Genomic DNA, 16956 nt, shown 5'->3' on the forward strand with positions numbered 1-16956 from the left:
AGCAAATGAGCTCCCCTGCGGGGAGCTCCAGAAAGGGTTTAAATAAACTTTCGTCTAACTATGACTGGCGTCATAAGAATTAGCAACCAAATGAGACTACCTGACGATGAGCGGTTCGCCACGTCAACATTGACTGTTGATGTTGAGGTGAATTCGCCATCGCTCACAGTGACTTGGAATACCAGTGTCGCATCGCGTTCAACGTCAGGTGTATCCACCGTAAGCTGGGCACCTGAAGTGCTTGATGCCAACGCCGATGGGCCTTGCAGTTGTTGCCATGTTATGTGCAGCTCGTCACCATCTGGGTCAGCGCTTTGGCTCGCATCGAGCGTAAAGCTTTGACCTTCTTCAACGCTGATAGACGCATTGGCTATCGTCGCTGTCGGAGCGTGGTTCGGATTAACGTGCACTAAGTTACCTGTGTGCTTATCACCTTTGGAGTTGGTTAGTTCAAACTGATGGGTGAACTTACCCTCTAACGGAGTGGCGAGTGTTACAGTCACAGGGATAGTCAGCGATTCGGTGCTCTGCGCGCTTTGCAGTGCATTTATTGTGATGGTGTTATCCATTACTTGCACCTGAGCATCCTCTGAGCTGGCAGTAAAGCCTGGTGCGAGTGTCACCTTCGCTTGATAACTTACATCCTCGTTAAGCGGGTTTGGCGCAACAGTGAAGGCCAAGCTCGTTGGCATTGCAGTGGTTACGTCAGCGCTGTCTGCAGCTAGCGTCATAGCGTCAGTTAGCTGATTGATGATCAAGCTAGTTGTACCATGCGACACCGATGTCCCCGCGTATTGGTCTTGCTCGAATACTTCGATGCTGCCGTAGTAGTTGGTATTGGCCTCGAGTCGTTTATCCCACAAAATGTTGAAGGGCATGTCGCCAAATGCACTGCTACTGTTGTCAGGCAGTACGTTCATTGATACGCGATTTTCAGGTGTGTTACGCACTACGTCGATAGCAATAATATCTTGCTCTTTTTCTGAGCCTGCGTAGTTCCATGCCATTACCCAGTATTGACCAGGGGCGTCACCCGAAAGCGTACATTGCTCACCCACATTGCGTGTTGAAGCAGCAACACACACGCGCTCAACGGCTTGAGGTTGGCCATCACCGTTGGTATCTAAACCAACAAATAAATCGGCATCAATTGCTTGTGAACGACCAATAACAATATCCAGTGGCTCACCTTCGGTGACGTCGAGCATGAAGAACCCTGCGCCTTTTTCAAAGCTATCGAACGGCGTGTTGTTGTCATCCGCAGCGATTAAAAGCTCAGTAGTAATACCTTTCACTAGCGGGCTATGAGTCACATAAATTTGCTCAGGACGACGAAATGCATATTCCGTGATATCGAAACCAGCATTTTGCCAATAGTACTCTTGAGCATATGAAACTGGCACGCGCGCAACGAGAGGTTTGATACGCAGTGGCAGTGTTAGCTCAGGTTGCTGTGATTGTCCTGAAGTGATGCGCACGTTGCCATCAATCCATTCATCAGCAGCCCATTCGCTAATAGTCGCAGCGATGGTCACGGTCACCTCTTCACCAGCTGTCAACGTGACTTCTGCCGGTGTAAAGGTCATGTCACTGAGGTAGTAGTTGGAGCCTTTTTGACTAAAGCGATAGGTACCCGCTTGGGTTGCTTTAAAAGTGCGCTCCCACGTACAGGTTCCAGGGCAGTTGCTATCAACAAGGTAAGGCACATTCAACGCTTTTACATCGCCCTGAATATCAGGGTTTGCAGCTAAGAAGGCTTCCGTTGTAACTGGCATCACGAGCCCTGCGTTTGCCGCTTTGTCGACTTGAATCATGCCTGCACCACGGTCCCAAATATTTGCTACTTGGCCATCTTCCGCGCGAGTCATCTGACTGTTGGCAGTCATCATCAAGGCTGATTGAATTTCCGCAGCACTCCACTGTGGATTAAGTTGCTTCAACAGTGCAGCGGCACCTGCAACATGCGGTGATGCCATCGATGTGCCTGATAAGAAACTAAAATCACTCGGCGCCGGATTAGCGCTAAATGGTTGCTCATCTGAATACGCTGCGTAAATATCCGTGCCCGGTGCTGCAACATGTGGCGATAAGAGTTCAGGCAGGAAGCTTGTTGGTCCGCGTGACGATGACGCATTGACGATGTTGCCTTTGTTGCTTTGGCGCGTTGCTAAACCAGCGGTGATGTTGATCACAGGCGACGTTTCTGCGCGCGCCCAGTCTAGCAGCTGTTCACCTTGTGATTGCGTCACCTGCATGCCTGCAATTGGGTAAGGAATGGAGTATTGCTCTGTATTGCTGCCTTCCACGTTGCGGATAATCACACCCACACCGCCTAGCTGGCGGATACGGTCAACCTTATCGTACAGGCTGATACCACCGCGGTCACAAAGCACTATCTTGCCCTCTAGATCAGGGTAGTCACGCCATGTGAAGAAATTACATTGCTTACGTAAGCTATCTACGTCGCCCGCATACACCATCTCTGCACTCACCGCTTCACTGAAGCCGCCGAGCCCTGTAATGTCGGTAAAAGTCGCAGTCACAGCGTCGCCTGCGCTGATGGTTTTCTCTACCACGCGGTCATGGCTGGCGTTAGCAACTTGTGTTGTCCAAGGTGCAAGGTGACCTACGGTATTGCTACCCGGTCCCGAGTTACCTGCCGATAAAGATACGAACACACCGGCCTGCGTTGCCGATAAAAATGCCAGATCAAGCGCTGAATTCCAAGGCTGTGGGCCTTCAGCACTTGGTCCGATAGACATGTTGATAACGTCAACACCCGCGTCAATTGCATCTTCAACCGCTTTGACCATCGCACCCATGTCACAGCCTGACACAGGCAAACAGACTTGGAATGAAACGATATTGGCGTGTGGCGCAACACCTGACACTTGTGCAAAGTTAGAGCCAGCAATAGGAGTGCCGTCGCTCATCTCGGTGTTGCCCGGTTTGTATACCGCGACATTGGTAAGAATGTTGCCTGCCGCTGTGGATGCTACGTGGCTACCGTGACCATTGTAGTCTTCACCCACGTGCGGGCGCACATCGCCGAAATTATCAGTAATGCTGTCGTAACTAAATACACCGATGAGTTTGTCGTTACACAGGTTTGTATTTTCAACACAATCACCGAGGTAATTGCCGCTACCCAATGGGTTGATGTGGGTGTAACCGTCCCCACCCGTTGCTTGAAATGAGGGGTGATCGGTATTCACGCCTGAGTCGATGATACCTACAACCACCCCCTCACCTTTCGCGCCTACCGCTTGAATGGTCTGGGCGTTCCAAATGGGTTTTGCGCCAATAAATTCTGGGCCCACATCGGTTTGCATTTCATAGGCTATTTGGCGCTCTACTTTTAATACATTCGGTAGGCTTAATAGCTTTTCTGCTTGCTGCTCGGTCAATTCCATCGCCACACCGTTGAATACGGTGTCGTAGCTGTATAGGATTTCTTTTTTCTCACCCAACGCACTTTGGGCTGCTTGCATAAACGCTTGCTGCTGGGTTTTTACTTGCGCTTTAAACTGCTGCGCAAACTGTGTTTGCGTATCGAGCTTGCCTTTGAAATTTGGCTCGCTTTGCGCCGCAAATGCTAAAGGTTGGCCGCGAAGATGCACAAAATAGCGGTTCGTTGCGCCTTCATGATCTTTGTTGAGTACGGTATTGACCTTGTCTTCAAATGAAAATGGCTTACTGAAAAGAGCGGGTGCCGTTGATGCGCTGGCAACACAACTCATCGCCATACTGATGGCAATTAATGACTTCTTCATAATAATTCTCTTCACTGGTTACTTCATACGGCGTGGACGACGGCATAACAGCATGCCAAATAGCGCCATTAGGCTCAGGCCAAATGAACCACTCGACTCGTTGTTCGTTACTGTGACTTCGACTTGATGCGTTGCGGTCTCACCGTGAGCATCAGTCACACTGATAGCCAACGTCGCTTGCTCCTCGCCATCGACAAAGGGGGCACTACCTTGAGTCACCAAGGATTGTGGATGGCTTAATGTGATAGCTGGGCCACTTAATTGCTGCCAAGAGATAGACACTGGGCCTTTTGCTGCGCTTAGCGATAAGTCGATGTTGAAGTTGTTTCCTTCCTCTACACTGATATTCGCTGTGCCTGATAAGCTCGGTTGTTTGTCGTTGGTAACCGATACTGTGGTATGCGCTGTCGTTGTCGACTCGCCATCAGCGACAATCAATGAGAAGGCCAAGTCGACTTGCTCATTCACCACTGGGCTAGTGAAGCTAAGCTCCATAGCTGAGGGGTCAAAATCAACCGCAGGCCCGCCCGTTTGCTGCCACTCAATGTTTAATGACGTGTTGTCTGGGTCGGTTACTTCGGCTGACACAATGACAACCTCATCTTCGCCTGCTTGCACTTGTTCAGGCATAGCAATGATGGGTGCATCGTTGATTTGTGCGACATTGAGTGTGTAGGTCATGCTGTACGCACGGTTGTTATCTTTGTCATCCGTAAGCGTCACAACAAACGGTAGAGTTCCTGAAAACTCTGGTGCAGGCGTGATGTTCACTGAGACTGAGTCGGTGCCAATTTCCGCACTGTATTGAGAACCATCATCGGCATTTGCACTGGCTACATTGATGCTGTAACTGCTTTGTTGATCATCTACAAATGGCAGGTTTAGTGAGAACGCTTCATCTTCATTGGTGTGTAATGGGCGATTTGGCCAGGCGAGGCGTAAACCTTCTTCGATGCCTACATCGCCACTTTGCTTGATACTCTGCACTTGCACTTCGGCGTCTCTATCGAAGGTGGTGCGTAAGCTGGCAATGGTTTCACCAAACGGTGAATGAGCGATGCTTTCGCCGTTGATCACTTGGTCAACTTTCGCTATTACTTGGTCACCGATAACGGTGCCGTCGGCTTTGAAATCGACACGATAAAGGTTTTCAGTCTGCGACGTGTAGTCTTCAGATTTCAAATACACGTACGAGAACGTATCGTCATAACGGCTCAAGTACCCAGCAGAGTAATAACCCGAATCTTGTTTGTCGCCATACAGGATAGGCGCCAAAGCGACAGGTTCAGAACCGAGAGTGAGGGTACCGTCGTGTGCGATGTGCTGCATGAACAGGCCATAGTTCCCAAAATTCGTATTTGAGTATTGGGCAGCCCATGTGATGACATAACCATCATCCGTTGCGACCAATGATGGTGAAGCGACATTATTAAATTCAAAATCATCACCATGAGAAATGCGCAGACCTGAGTTTGGAAATTGCAAATTGCCATCCGCATCAATGTGCTGGAATAAAATGTTGCTGTTGAATAACGTCGGGTGTGACCAAGCCAAGGTGACACCACCATGACCGTCTGCAACAAGGGATGCACCGCCAGATGAGCGGGCAGGAAGGCTGACTTCACCAAACATGATGGGCTTTGGTGATTCACCCCATTGTGGCTGACCGTCGAAGTCGTACTTTTGCACAAACATGGCGTTTTCACCGTCTGCACGAATGCCGCTGAACAACACAACTAAGCCATCTTTCACAGGAGTAAACGATGAGAAACGCGTTGTTTGCATTTGCTCTGTGGTATGCCAAAGCTCATTGCCGTCTTTGTCTAGCATACCTACGGCAACCTTAGCTGAGCGACTTTTGGTGTCGTAGTCCAACGCGTAGAATAGCTTATCACCTGCACTCGTTAAGTGAATTGGCAGTGTGCGACCAGCATCTTCAGGTGCTGGAATAAACGGTGTTTCCCACCCCGCACTGCCGTCAGCATTCGTTTTGAACACCATGGTACCGTGAGGAAATACACTTAAATCCTCGAATCCTGTGTAGATAGCCCCTTCGTTATCCAGCATCATCGACCAAGTGAGGATGAATGACTGTTGGCGGTCGTACAGTGTTTTAGCACCTTGCTCCCACGCAAAGTCGCCATTTCGGTCAAGCTTGTTGACCATAAAGTCATAGCCAGTGCTTGGGTCTGAGTAGCCAATAATGATATTGCCTTGGTGATCGACCATGGTTTTATGTGATGCAGAACTTGCTGTTGCAGTCACAAATGTGGAGGTGTCACTCCCCCATTGTGCTGCAACCGGTGCTGCCATGCTCATACTCACGGCTAGTGCCGTGGCTGATAGAAGAAACCGCATAGATACTCCTGTTGATGACTTGTTGTAATGAGATCTGAACGATTATTCATCAGCAGCAAAACGGATGTAATCGATCAAAGGTCCCAAATCATCTGGGAAATAAGTCCTATGCGGCGTTAACTAATTGTCATGAACGTGAGTTAAAAACACGACGAAATGTTAGTGACTAGTAATGGATTCAGTGTTTGGCGAGTACAGAAAAAAGTGGCACGCGGGGCCAATGATGTGCACTAATATCTTGTTATATATAGGATTAGTAAGTTGGGGATGACAAACGCCATCACCAAATACACAGTAACATGGGATGAACAAGTGGATAAGCGTACGGCGCAACTAGGGCGGCGGATGAGGTAAGTGAGTACACAGGCTTCAATTGCCGCAACAAGGACAATGGCAAAGCTCGGTGCTGATGACAGCATCATCATGTACAGGCCAATACTCATACCGATTGCCGCAAACCATTTGGCGCGGGTCGGTACCACTTTATGCGCGCGCCACGCAACCAAACTCGGACCTACATTAGGGTGGTTGAGAAGCCAAGATTCTAAACGTGGCGAAGAATGGGTAAAACAAGCCAGTGCGAGAATAAAAAAAATGGTGCTGGGCATAACCGGAAGTGCCACGCCAATAATGCCTAGCGCGACAAAAAGCAGGCCAATACCTTGCAATGCAAGACTTTTATAGCGCTGAAAAAACGATGCACTAACAGCAGATTGAGACACAGGGCGCCCCTAATAACCTTGGTATTTTTAAGTGTACTAAAGGACAGGCTAAGCCGCTAATTTTTAAGTGAGAATTAAAAAGGCCGGCGATGCGGCCCCAATACATTGAAGGGTTAAGCAAATGGCTTGAATGCATCATCCAACGGTGTTTTTGCGATGTGGTTCACATAATTACTCATGACCTTTTGGCTAAGGGCAAGAATGATCTCGAGTAAGTTTTGCTTACTGTAGCCAGCATTGAAAAATGCTTTGGTTTGTTCGTCACTTAAGCGCCCGCGTTCGCGTACGATTTCGAGTGTGGTTGCGCGTAGCACCTCCAGTTTATCATTGCCTAGCGGTGCAACATCCCTCAGTGCTTGGTTCAGCGCTTCATCAACTTTCATCGCTTTTGCGATAGCAGAGTGAGCTGGCACACAATAATGGCACTCGTGTTCTACGTTAATGCTTTGCCAAACAACCGTTTTTTCTTCGTTGTTGAATGAGCTGTTTAGAAAGGCTTCGTGCAGCACTTGATAACCATGCAAGTGCTCTGGAGATTCAGCCATCACTGCGTGCAAATTAGGAATACTGCCAAAGGCTTTTTGAGATTTATCGAGCAGAGCCTTGCTTTTTTCTGGCGCCGAATCCGGTGTGTGTAAAGTGTAATTTATCATGGGTTCCTCCTGTTAGTGGCAACAAGGTTAGAATCATTTGAATGATTGTTCAAATAAAGGTTTGTTATGAAATGGAGCGAGAAGTTCTAAGTGCGAATGAAATTTAAACCCGCTTTTGTTGTTCGAGGTAATGCGCATGCAGGAATGAAAAAAGGGCCGTTTGGCCCTTTTTTTGAATCTAGAAGTAGTATCCCAAATTAATGTTGAATCTACGCTCGGTTTCGCCACTGTTGCCAGCAATCGAGCCGCCCACAAAGGGCTGGCTTTTGGCATGCACTAAATCAATGTAAGTAAATAAGCCGCCAGATGCGACTGAAAATCCAGTCACGTTCATCCAGGTATCAGCACTGTTATCAGACTTATCATAAATAATGCCGTAGTCATTGTAGAACTGCAGGCCTGTTACAGCGCCCCACTCTACTGGCAAGCTGTAAGCGATGTTGGCGTTGGTCATCGTCGCTTCAGCAGCGATACTGTCGTAAAATGAATAGGCTCCGACCGCCATGCGGTTTACGTCGTCGATGTCATAATTGTATTCGCCATGTTGCAGTTGGAAGTTCCAGCGGCCAATCGTGCTATTTAGGTGTACCGCCCAAGCTTGGTAATCCCCTGCGCGATCATTGCCATCGTGCAACCCACCTGCAAGTCCAGAGAGTCCGAGCTCGGTTTTACCCCCTTCATGTTCTAAATGGTACGCATAGCGACCTGAGAAGGTATTGTATTCACCGATTGCCTGTTCAGGTTCTGCGTATACGCCTTCATCTGCCGTGCGCCAACCGACCACGTCATATGAATAGCGATCACTGCGGTTATCCACATAACCATCAACGCCGCCAAGCTCATCATTTTTGAAAAAGCCTAGGTCTAACTGCCAGTTGTCTGCCAGCTCACGTTTGAATAAGACGCCCATGTCATGATCATCTTCCAAGCCAACATAATAGGTTGTGCCAAAGAAGTAGTTATGGGAGTTATAAGGCCAGTTGCCAAATGGCACTTTGGTGATACCTGCTTGAACTTGCCAGTCTTGCGCGAAGTCATAGCCTACGTAGGCATATTTAACGGCAGTCATGTAATCAAAGAAGCGAATTTCTGCGTTTAGGGATACATCGCCAATCTCCCCTGCAAAGTTGACGCGAAAGATATCAAAGTCGAAGTCACCGCCACGGTTTTTGCTGTCGTCATCATACGAGGTGTGGCTGAAGTTGGTGCGAACAGCACCGCCGACTCGAATACCTTCTTTCTTTTCTTCGCTGTGCTTCGCTACAGTTTCTTCAAATTTCTGTTCTTGTTTGGCAATGCGGTTTGTGATTTGCTCTTGTTGCTTCGCTTGCTGTTGGTCTTGCTCTTTTGCCTTTACTTCGGCTTGTGCAAGTTGCTCCTGAAGCTGTTGCATTTGCTGTTGCAACTGTTCGAGCTGTTTCTTCATCGCCTCCAATTCTGGGTTAGCCAGTGCTGAGCTTGAAACCAAAGCTAAAGCCACCGCAACCGTTATGCTGTTTAATTTAGTCATAATAACCTTATGTTTCTTGGGTTAACCCTTAGCCTAGTCCAAGAGTGTTAACTTTTCGAAGATGTTGAGCTGTAAATAGGTACGGCTCATGGGTCCATGCACGCTCGCGCCGTCTGATGCGAGTTCACATAAGGTTATTTAGTCTAACAAAAGCAGAAGGTTAGTGTAAGTGTACCTGAATTGGGTGGCGTTATTCGGCTTTGGTTGGTTCGGCAGCTTTGGTGATTGCACCCACTTCAAGCAGAGGCGAAGCATCAATATTATCTGCGTCCATCATGGCGGCGATGCGCTGCATTGATGAGAGTAAAAGAGTTTGTTCCCATTCATCTAAGTTGCTGAATTTATGAATGAAGTGTTCTTGTAGAGGTTGTGGCGCTTTGTCTAACAAGGCTTGCCCTTGATCGGTAAGGTACAAGCTGACGCGGCGTTTATCTAATTCACTGCGAACGCGACTCACCAGTGCGCGACTTTCTAGTCGATCGAGAATGTTAGTAACCGTTGCGGGGCTTAAATTCACGTTTTGAGCAATGCGGCTTGCGGTAATACCGTCCGTTTGTGCAACTTCATGCATGATTAGAAGCTGAGGACCAGTGAGACCTGATGTTTTGTTGAGCTGCTTTGAATGCAGATCAATCGCACGGATCACTTTGCGCAGGGCAATCAACAATTCATCGTATTTTTGCATTTCTAAGCTCCAACATTTTTTACCCCGCCATTATATCGCTAATTTTGACTGTAAACACAACCGTGACGTTTATATGACCGTTTGCTCATTCATATTCCTGAAAACTTGCCGATTTAGAGCGGCTATTACTAATGTATGAATATGAATAATTTGCGATGACAAACTATGAGTATCAGAAGCAAACTTTTAATGGCGCTAATAAGCGCGATTATTATTCCTTTGGGTATTGTCGCTGTGATTGTAATTAGCCAAGCTCGAGAGCAGGCTTTGAATCATTTTCAGAATCTTACCAACCGCGAAGTTGTCCAGATTGATAGGGGGTTGAGCACTTTTTTCGCTGAAGTGAGCAAGGATGTGGATTTCTTAACGTCAGATCTGCGAGTCATTGATGCTCAAACAGATGTCACGCTTTATCGTAATAGCACTCAGGCCAGCCAGTTAGCAGCAGAACAGGGCTCTGAAACGGAGCGCGCAGCTTACTCGCTATTTAAACACTTTGGGGAAACTCATAACGGCCTGGCGTATGTGTACATGGGCAATGAGGAAGGTGGATACATTCAGTGGCCGCAATCTGAGGTGGGCGCTGGTTACAATCCAATAGAGCGGCCATGGTATCGGCGTGGGGTGCAAGCACAGGGCCGTACTGTAAGAACCAATGCATATTATTGGGAGCCGGACGATACCGTCATCGTGTCCACCGTGAAAGCGATAAAGGACAACGGACGTGTTGTTGGGGTGCAGGGCATGGATGTATCGCTAAAAGCACTCACCGATATGGTCAAAGAAATTACGCTCGGAGAGTCGGGGTATTTGATGCTTGTGGAGGACACTGGCACAGTGTTGGTAAACCCACAGCAACCGAGTCACAACTTTAAAGCGCTCGACAGTATTGCAAACGGCGCCTTCAAAGAATTAGCAAATAACAATAATGGCGACTTTGAAGTGCGAGTCAATGGCCAAGATTACTTTGCACATTTGTACACGTCAGAACAACTAGGGTGGAAGTTTATAGGCCTAGTTCCACAGCAGGAGGTGATGGCTTCCGCAAATCGCATGACATGGATAATCCTCGTCGTATGCATCATTCTAGCCGCGATATTTGGATTTTTAGGAAACACAATTTCAGGGTTGATAAGTAAACCGATTCTCACGGTTAGCAAAGGGCTGGAAAATATTGCCCAAGGTGAAGGAGACCTAACCCAGCGGTTAGAGATAACAGGTAAGGATGAAACGGGGGCGCTCGCAGCCAATTTTAATGAGTTTCTAAACTCCATTTCAGAACTCGTAAATCAAATAAACGACACGGCTAACTCAGTAAATGAAGCAGCGGCACACTCAGTGTCGCTGTCTAGCAATTTAAACAGCAATACCGACCAGCAACAGCAGGCACTAAGCATGGCTGCAACTGCCATCAATGAAATGGCCGCCACAGCCAATGAGGTGGCGCAAAGCTGTGCAAATGCTGCAGATATCGCGCAGCAAACAAAAGATGCTTCGGAGCAGGGCGAGCTGGTGGTGACAAAAGCGGTGGCCAGTGTCACAGAGTTATCTGAGGCCATTACTTCAGCAGCGAGTGACATAGCGCAGCTGGCAAATGAAAGTGAAAATATCACGTCAATTTTGGATGTGATTAGAGCCATTGCAGAGCAAACAAATTTGCTCGCCCTCAATGCCGCCATCGAGGCAGCTAGAGCGGGTGAGCACGGACGTGGGTTTTCTGTCGTTGCCGATGAGGTCAGGGCATTGTCTCAGCGAACTTCTCAGTCTACGGAAGAAATTGCCAAGCAGTTGGATAAACTGCGCGCGATGAGTGAGCGAGTCGCTCAGGAAATGAATCAGAGTTTATCTCGCAGTGAACAAACCGTGTCACAAGCTAATGCGGCGCAACAACAGTTTGTTGGCATTAATCAATCGGTCATGACCATTAGTGACTTAAACACACAAATTGCGACTGCAGCAGAAGAGCAGCAACATGTAGCAGAAGATATCAATCGTAACGTGGTGGATATCAAAAATGCAGCGGATGAAGTCAATGAAGTCGCCACACAAACAGATGCAAGCGGACAACAACTAGAGGGTTTATCAAGACAATTATCAGGGTTAGTAGGGCGATTTAAAACACGCTGAAACGGTTGAGTAACACGCTGAAAATGAGATGAATTATTTTCGTGATAGGTTTACTTTTACCGCTCAATTTCGGTAAGGTGAGGCTGCATCTTTTCTATCAGTTAAGGATCTAAACATGCAGCTTTCCGAGAGTGTTTCTATTGCTCATTGTGATTCAGGGCTTGAGTACATCAATGTCGATTCGTCTCTGTGTCAGGCGCGTATTTTTTTGCAAGGCGCTCAACTCACTCAATACACTCCTGCTGGTGGAAAACCACTCATCTGGGTTTCTCAAGAAGAAGATTTTCAAGTTGGAAAAAGCATTCGTGGAGGGATCCCTATTTGTTGGCCATGGTTTGGTGTACACCAAAATCCAGAGTGGCCGATTCATGGTGTTGCGCGCGTATCATTATGGCGTGCGCAAGAAGTGAAAGAATCACATGATGAAATCCGCATTAGTTTATCCTTGCCTATGGCTCAAGTGGATGACACCTACTGGCCGCACAAAACGTCGTTGCAGGTAGAATATGTGCTGACGGCTAAGCAACTTGAAGTGCGCCTAACGAACACCAACCTGGACGCACAAGAAGTGCAATTGACACAGGCATTGCACACCTATTTCCCTACTCCAGATATCACACAAACTGAAGTAGATGGCCTACAAGGTGCGCAGTTTATCGAATTTGGCGAAGGTCCATTTGAGCAAACTGACGTGGTCAAGTTTGGCCGAGAGACAGATATGGTATACAGCGGCGCGAGTGAACTGCAGCGCATACGCACGCCCGATGGCACCATTGAAGTAGGCCGTGAAAATTCACGTTCATGCGTTCTGTGGAATCCATGGGTTGATAAATCAAAGCGCCTTTCAAACTTTGCTGATGACGAGTATCACACGATGTTGTGTCTTGAAGCCGCTAATGTACTGGATGATAAGGTAACGATTGCGCCAGGTGAGAGCCATACTCTGGCTACTATTGTTCGCTGGGGCTAGAGACGCGAAGTGAATACATTCAGTAATGAACAAATTACCGAGATGCCACACTATCAAAGCGTGGTGTTTCAGTCTTTGGAAAAAGAAGCGCTCTATCACCGCCTAGCAAGTGCCACCATTTGGTTACTCATACTGGCCTCAATTTGTGTGGCATTGGCATTTTTTAATGGCGAGTTATTTGCTTATGTGGCGCCCTATTTGCCGTTTTTGTTCCCAGCTTACGCAGTGATCTATGTGCTTTGGCAATACGTGAGTTTTCGCCGCACCGGGTTTGCGATTCGTCAACAAGATATTCTTTATCGTCGAGGTGTCTTTTGGCAGACCACGACCATCTTGCCGTTTTCTCGAATTCAACACAGCGAGATTCATCATGGACCGCTGCAGCGCTTATGGCAACTGAGCACTTTGCAGTTATTCACTGCGGGGGGTCATGGCGCTGATTTGGCGATAAATGGCTTTACTCAGGATCAAAGTCAGTCGTTAAGGGATGTTATTGGACAAGCCAATCGTGACCATAACCAACAATGAATTGCGCCAAGATACTTGGCATAGATTGAGCCCTTGGGCGATCGTCTATTTTATACTTATTTTTGGATATCGCTTTATTTTCAAGGGGCTACTAAATTTATTGCCTGTTGTGGTGGTCTTCATTGTTAACGTAGAACGTAAGCTTTTTTGGGGGTCGTTGGCGATTGCTGCAGGACTCATTTTTTTGGTTGGCTTTGGTGTTGCTTATTATCTCACGTTTCGTTTTCGTATCAGCAGCGATGGGCGTTTGCATGTACACAAAGGCGTCTTCACAAAAGAGCGTTTAGTGCTGCCCTTTGGTCGTATTCAGAACATTAACTTAACCACGCCGATTTATTTCGCACCATTTGCCCGTACCAACTGTCAAGTAGACGCGGCGGGCAGCTCCGGCAATGAAATTGTGTTGCCTGCTCTAGCAAAAGAAACTGCGCAGCAAATGCGCAGTTATATTCTTGCAGCAAAAGATGACCACGTTGAACCAGAACAAGAACTCGATAACGCAGCTGAATTTGATAATAGCCCTCACCTGACATTAAGTAACAGTGAAGTCGCTAAATTTGGATTGATGTCGAACATGGCACTACTAGCCTTGGCGACCATGATGCCGATTATCAATATGTTGGATGACGTATTTTCCGCCTATATGGTAGAACCCCTTGAAGCATTTTTTAAAGATTAAGCCGCGTTAGCTGCTCAAGCCAGCATGCTGACTATTGCAGTACTTGTTTTTGCAGCGATTTTTGTCACAGTTGGCGCATCGGTAATCATGGCCCTGTTGCGCTTTTTCAATTTTGAGTTTTATGTTGAAGCTGAGCGCTTCCGTCGTGTTGCAGGTTTGCTCGAGCGCCAACAACTCACCATGCGTTTCAATAAAGTACAAACCCTTACTCTCAAGCAAAACTGGGTGGGCGTATTACTCAAACGTTTTACCTTGGAAATTGCGCAGGTAGCGACCAATAAAGTGCCGCAAAAAGCGAGTAAAGATAAACAGTCTCTGCTGTTACCTGTGCTGACACAAGCGCAAGCAGATGATGTGATGCATACACTATACCCTTGGTTTGACTTCGAAAAACTAACATTCAATGGTGTGTCAAAACGCTATTTCTGGCATCGAATTTGGCTTCTTGGATTACTTCCAATTGGTGTGATTACGAGTGTATTAGTGACCATAAATGGCTGGCAATTTGCAGCGATATTACTTGGTTTAGTACCTTTGAGTTGCTATCACTATTACGTTTATAAGCGCTTAGGTTGGCAAATAGTCGAGTACGACGGGCGAGTATTCTTATGGCATCGTCAAGGACTTGCTGGTTGTCGCTACAGCGTGTGCGAACTGTATAAAGGTCAACAAGTGCACGTAACGCAAACGCTATTGATGGCGCGTGCCAACGTCGCGACCATCAGTATTCAAATGGCTTCAAAATCCTTGCACTTACCCTTTGTGCCTTTGGCTGACGCAACCTTGTTGGCTGACCGCATGATCTACCAAATAGAGCGCAACCGGCAGGCTTGGTTCTAGCCGGTGACGGCGCTCGCTCTCACTGAGCTTCGTTAGTGTGCTCAGTGAGATTGGAGCTTTTGCAACGCTTGATATTTAGCTTGATAACGCTCCCTGGTTTCATGCGCTCCTGATTTTTCAATCGCCACTTCCATTTCCCTCAATGCGTTATTGATATTACCTTGTTGATACTTTAGCAGCGCCATGTCTGCGTGCGTTTGTGGCAGATAAGGGGCTATTTCACGTGCCCGTAGAATATAGTTGGATGCTCTGTGATAGTGACCTTTTTGCGCTGAATTACGTGCTAATTGCAGCAAGTGAAACGGGTCTTTTGAGTCAAGAGAGTCAAGCCTACGTTGCAAGCTAGCCGCTAACGCATCATCACCCCTATTTCTCGCGAGTACCGCATAGTTGCTGATGGCGATGGCATGAGTTGGGTCTTGACCGAGGATATATTCATACAGCGCTTGGGCTGTTTCGTTGTCACCTGCACGCCTGTGTAATACGGCTGCGATGTTCAGTACCTCCAGACTATAAGGTGTGAAGCGCAGTGCTGCGTTCACGTAATTGAAGCTGGTATTAAGATCGTTAGCTATCAACGCTTGCGCGGCATGATTCGAGTAGTATTTGGCAATCAAATCATCGCGACTGGCACTGCCAGAGACGATTCCTGAGCTGGAAGGGAAGTAATCTACCAATGTGCCGGCACGTAAGGCATAAGTATTCTCAGGGAGATCGACTTTAGGTGCAAACAGCTTGGTACGAAAGTGACTGGCAAGTAGCACGACATCATTTTGTCCTGCAAAAACAGGTTCCTCGGTGATGACTTGGTAGCTCGTATCAACATCAATTAAATCGGCGTAAGCCTGAACAAGTAGGGCTAATGATATACAGTTACCTTCCTCGTGTTGCAGTGATTCTGACGCTGTGTATGTGGCTCCATCATAACGAAAATCACTCAATAAACTCTCTACGAAGTTGTAGACAATTTTGTCGTCGCGCATGCCCTGTTCCTTAGCATGCTGCACATAGGCATAAAAGGCAGTCTGTTGCTCCATATTTAACACAAACAACTGCGCATGAGGCTCAATATCGATAGGTTGAAATAAGCTGTGGTTGGAGGCTGGAGGGGGAAGTTTAACCGCGACGACTTTCTTATCGGTACTCGTGCACGCGCCAATCAAAGCGCACATAACCATTACTAGAAACCGCATATATTCTCCTTTTCCTTTATTCACACAGTGGAACGTTGCGTTGTAACCCAGTGTACATATTTTGGGTTCTCCGTATATGAATATTTACAGCTGATGACCAAGTTGATCACTTTTCACTCTTGCTATTTCAGGGGGTAAATATAAAATGCGCGCCCTAATTTTAAGCCTTTAAAATCAATAGTTTACATATTTTAAATTGGTTTTTAACGGGTTTGTTTACACATTAACGTTTTAATTACTAAAAGAGGTTGTTTTGGCTGAGTTATTGCCCATCTTGTCGTGTTTTATATTAGCTTTTAGCTTTTTGCCGATGCTGAAGAAGATACGTAAGAACCGCAGTGTTTCTGGGCTTTCTTTGCTTATGATGAGTTTCGGTGTGGCGCAAAGTGCCTACTTTATCTCGTTTAACCTCTTCTTTGAGCGTTACTATATGGTTTTGCCATTTGTTGTTACTGGGATGCTAAGTGGTTTAATTCTATATTATTTTGTCCGCTACAATGCGAGTGAGGCACAGCGGCGCCAGTTAATAAGCATGCTAGCATGCAGCATGTTGCCTTTCACTTTGCTCTTTAGTGACATGTTCAGCGTTGAACAGTTACTCAGTGGACTCACATACGTGGGCTTGGTGATGAGCTCGATTCGGGTGATGCCGCAAACCTATAAAACCTTGCGAAGTGGCGATGTATCAAACCTCAGTGCGCGCTATTTTATGTTGCAGTTTGTCGCAGGCCTATGTGGCTTAGCCGCGGAATTATCGATGGCTGTACCGAGCGTATCGCATGTTTTGACATTCGTTATGATTCTACTGACGAATGCTGCGCAGCTAGGCTGTATTCAGTACTATCGTCAACGACCTGTTATGGTTTAATAGGATTGGTATAACGCATAAAAAGGCCACTGTTGTAGTGGCCTTTTTTG

The 16956-nt window shown here is 47.1% G+C and carries 12 protein-coding genes and 1 pseudogene; 6 read left to right on the forward strand and 7 right to left on the reverse strand.

All coding sequences use genetic code 11. The features are described from left to right. Positions 1-38: 38 nt before the first annotated feature. From ACH19P_RS02150 to ACH19P_RS02175, 6 genes and pseudogenes are all read right to left on the reverse strand, one after another. Positions 39-3773 (reverse strand): S8 family peptidase, encoded by a 3735-nt coding sequence (locus ACH19P_RS02150; RefSeq protein WP_462156883.1) that lies wholly within the window; start codon positions 3771-3773, stop codon positions 39-41. An 18-nt stretch (positions 3774-3791) separates the two neighbouring features. Next, positions 3792-6131 (reverse strand): hypothetical protein, encoded by a 2340-nt coding sequence (locus ACH19P_RS02155; protein ID WP_462156884.1) that lies wholly within the window; start codon positions 6129-6131, stop codon positions 3792-3794. Positions 6132-6463: 332 nt separating this feature from the next. Beyond that, a pseudogene (locus tag ACH19P_RS02160) lies at positions 6464-6799 on the reverse strand (YbaN family protein); the annotation flags it as partial. Positions 6800-6966: 167 nt separating this feature from the next. Beyond that, positions 6967-7506, reverse strand: a complete 540-nt coding sequence (locus tag ACH19P_RS02165; protein ID WP_462156885.1) for a carboxymuconolactone decarboxylase family protein — start codon at positions 7504-7506, stop codon at positions 6967-6969. A 178-nt stretch (positions 7507-7684) separates the two neighbouring features. Continuing rightward, positions 7685-9016 (reverse strand): carbohydrate porin, encoded by a 1332-nt coding sequence (locus tag ACH19P_RS02170; RefSeq protein ID WP_462156886.1) that lies wholly within the window; start codon positions 9014-9016, stop codon positions 7685-7687. Positions 9017-9206: 190 nt separating this feature from the next. Next, positions 9207-9701 (reverse strand): MarR family winged helix-turn-helix transcriptional regulator, encoded by a 495-nt coding sequence (locus ACH19P_RS02175; protein WP_462156887.1) that lies wholly within the window; start codon positions 9699-9701, stop codon positions 9207-9209. A gap of 189 nt (positions 9702-9890) precedes the next feature. Between ACH19P_RS02175 and ACH19P_RS02180 the strand changes: the two genes are divergently transcribed. The 5 genes from ACH19P_RS02180 (at position 9891) to ACH19P_RS02200 (ending at position 14845) form a co-directional block, all read left to right on the forward strand. Then, complete coding sequence (locus tag ACH19P_RS02180; RefSeq protein ID WP_462156888.1) at positions 9891-11828, forward strand: methyl-accepting chemotaxis protein; 1938 nt, start codon at positions 9891-9893, stop codon at positions 11826-11828. Positions 11829-11943: 115 nt separating this feature from the next. After that, positions 11944-12798 carry a D-hexose-6-phosphate mutarotase gene (locus ACH19P_RS02185; protein WP_462156889.1) on the forward strand — a complete coding sequence of 285 codons (855 nt, stop codon included), beginning with the start codon at positions 11944-11946 and terminating at the stop codon, positions 12796-12798. 9 nt (positions 12799-12807) lie between these two features. Further along, positions 12808-13326 carry a PH domain-containing protein gene (locus tag ACH19P_RS02190; RefSeq protein WP_462156890.1) on the forward strand — a complete coding sequence of 173 codons (519 nt, stop codon included), beginning with the start codon at positions 12808-12810 and terminating at the stop codon, positions 13324-13326. Beyond that, the gene (locus ACH19P_RS02195) at positions 13292-14005 is read left to right on the forward strand and encodes a PH domain-containing protein (protein WP_462156891.1); all 714 of its coding nucleotides are present in this window, start codon (positions 13292-13294) and stop codon (positions 14003-14005) included. The genes ACH19P_RS02190 and ACH19P_RS02195 overlap by 35 nt, the downstream gene beginning before the upstream one ends. 24 nt (positions 14006-14029) lie before the next feature. Next, the gene (locus tag ACH19P_RS02200; protein ID WP_462156892.1) at positions 14030-14845 is read left to right on the forward strand and encodes a PH domain-containing protein; all 816 of its coding nucleotides are present in this window, start codon (positions 14030-14032) and stop codon (positions 14843-14845) included. Positions 14846-14886: 41 nt separating this feature from the next. Here ACH19P_RS02200 and ACH19P_RS02205 read toward each other — a convergent pair whose 3' ends face one another. Further along, entirely contained in the window at positions 14887-16038 is a 1152-nt protein-coding gene (locus ACH19P_RS02205) for a tetratricopeptide repeat protein (protein WP_462156894.1), read from the reverse strand. Positions 16039-16291: 253 nt separating this feature from the next. On the opposite strand from ACH19P_RS02205, the gene ACH19P_RS02210 reads away from it, so the two are divergent. Beyond that, entirely contained in the window at positions 16292-16906 is a 615-nt protein-coding gene (locus tag ACH19P_RS02210; RefSeq protein ID WP_462156895.1) for a PQ-loop domain-containing transporter, read from the forward strand. Positions 16907-16956 lie beyond the last annotated feature (50 nt).

The sequence above is a fragment of the Pseudoalteromonas sp. GB56 genome, from assembly GCF_054923835.1.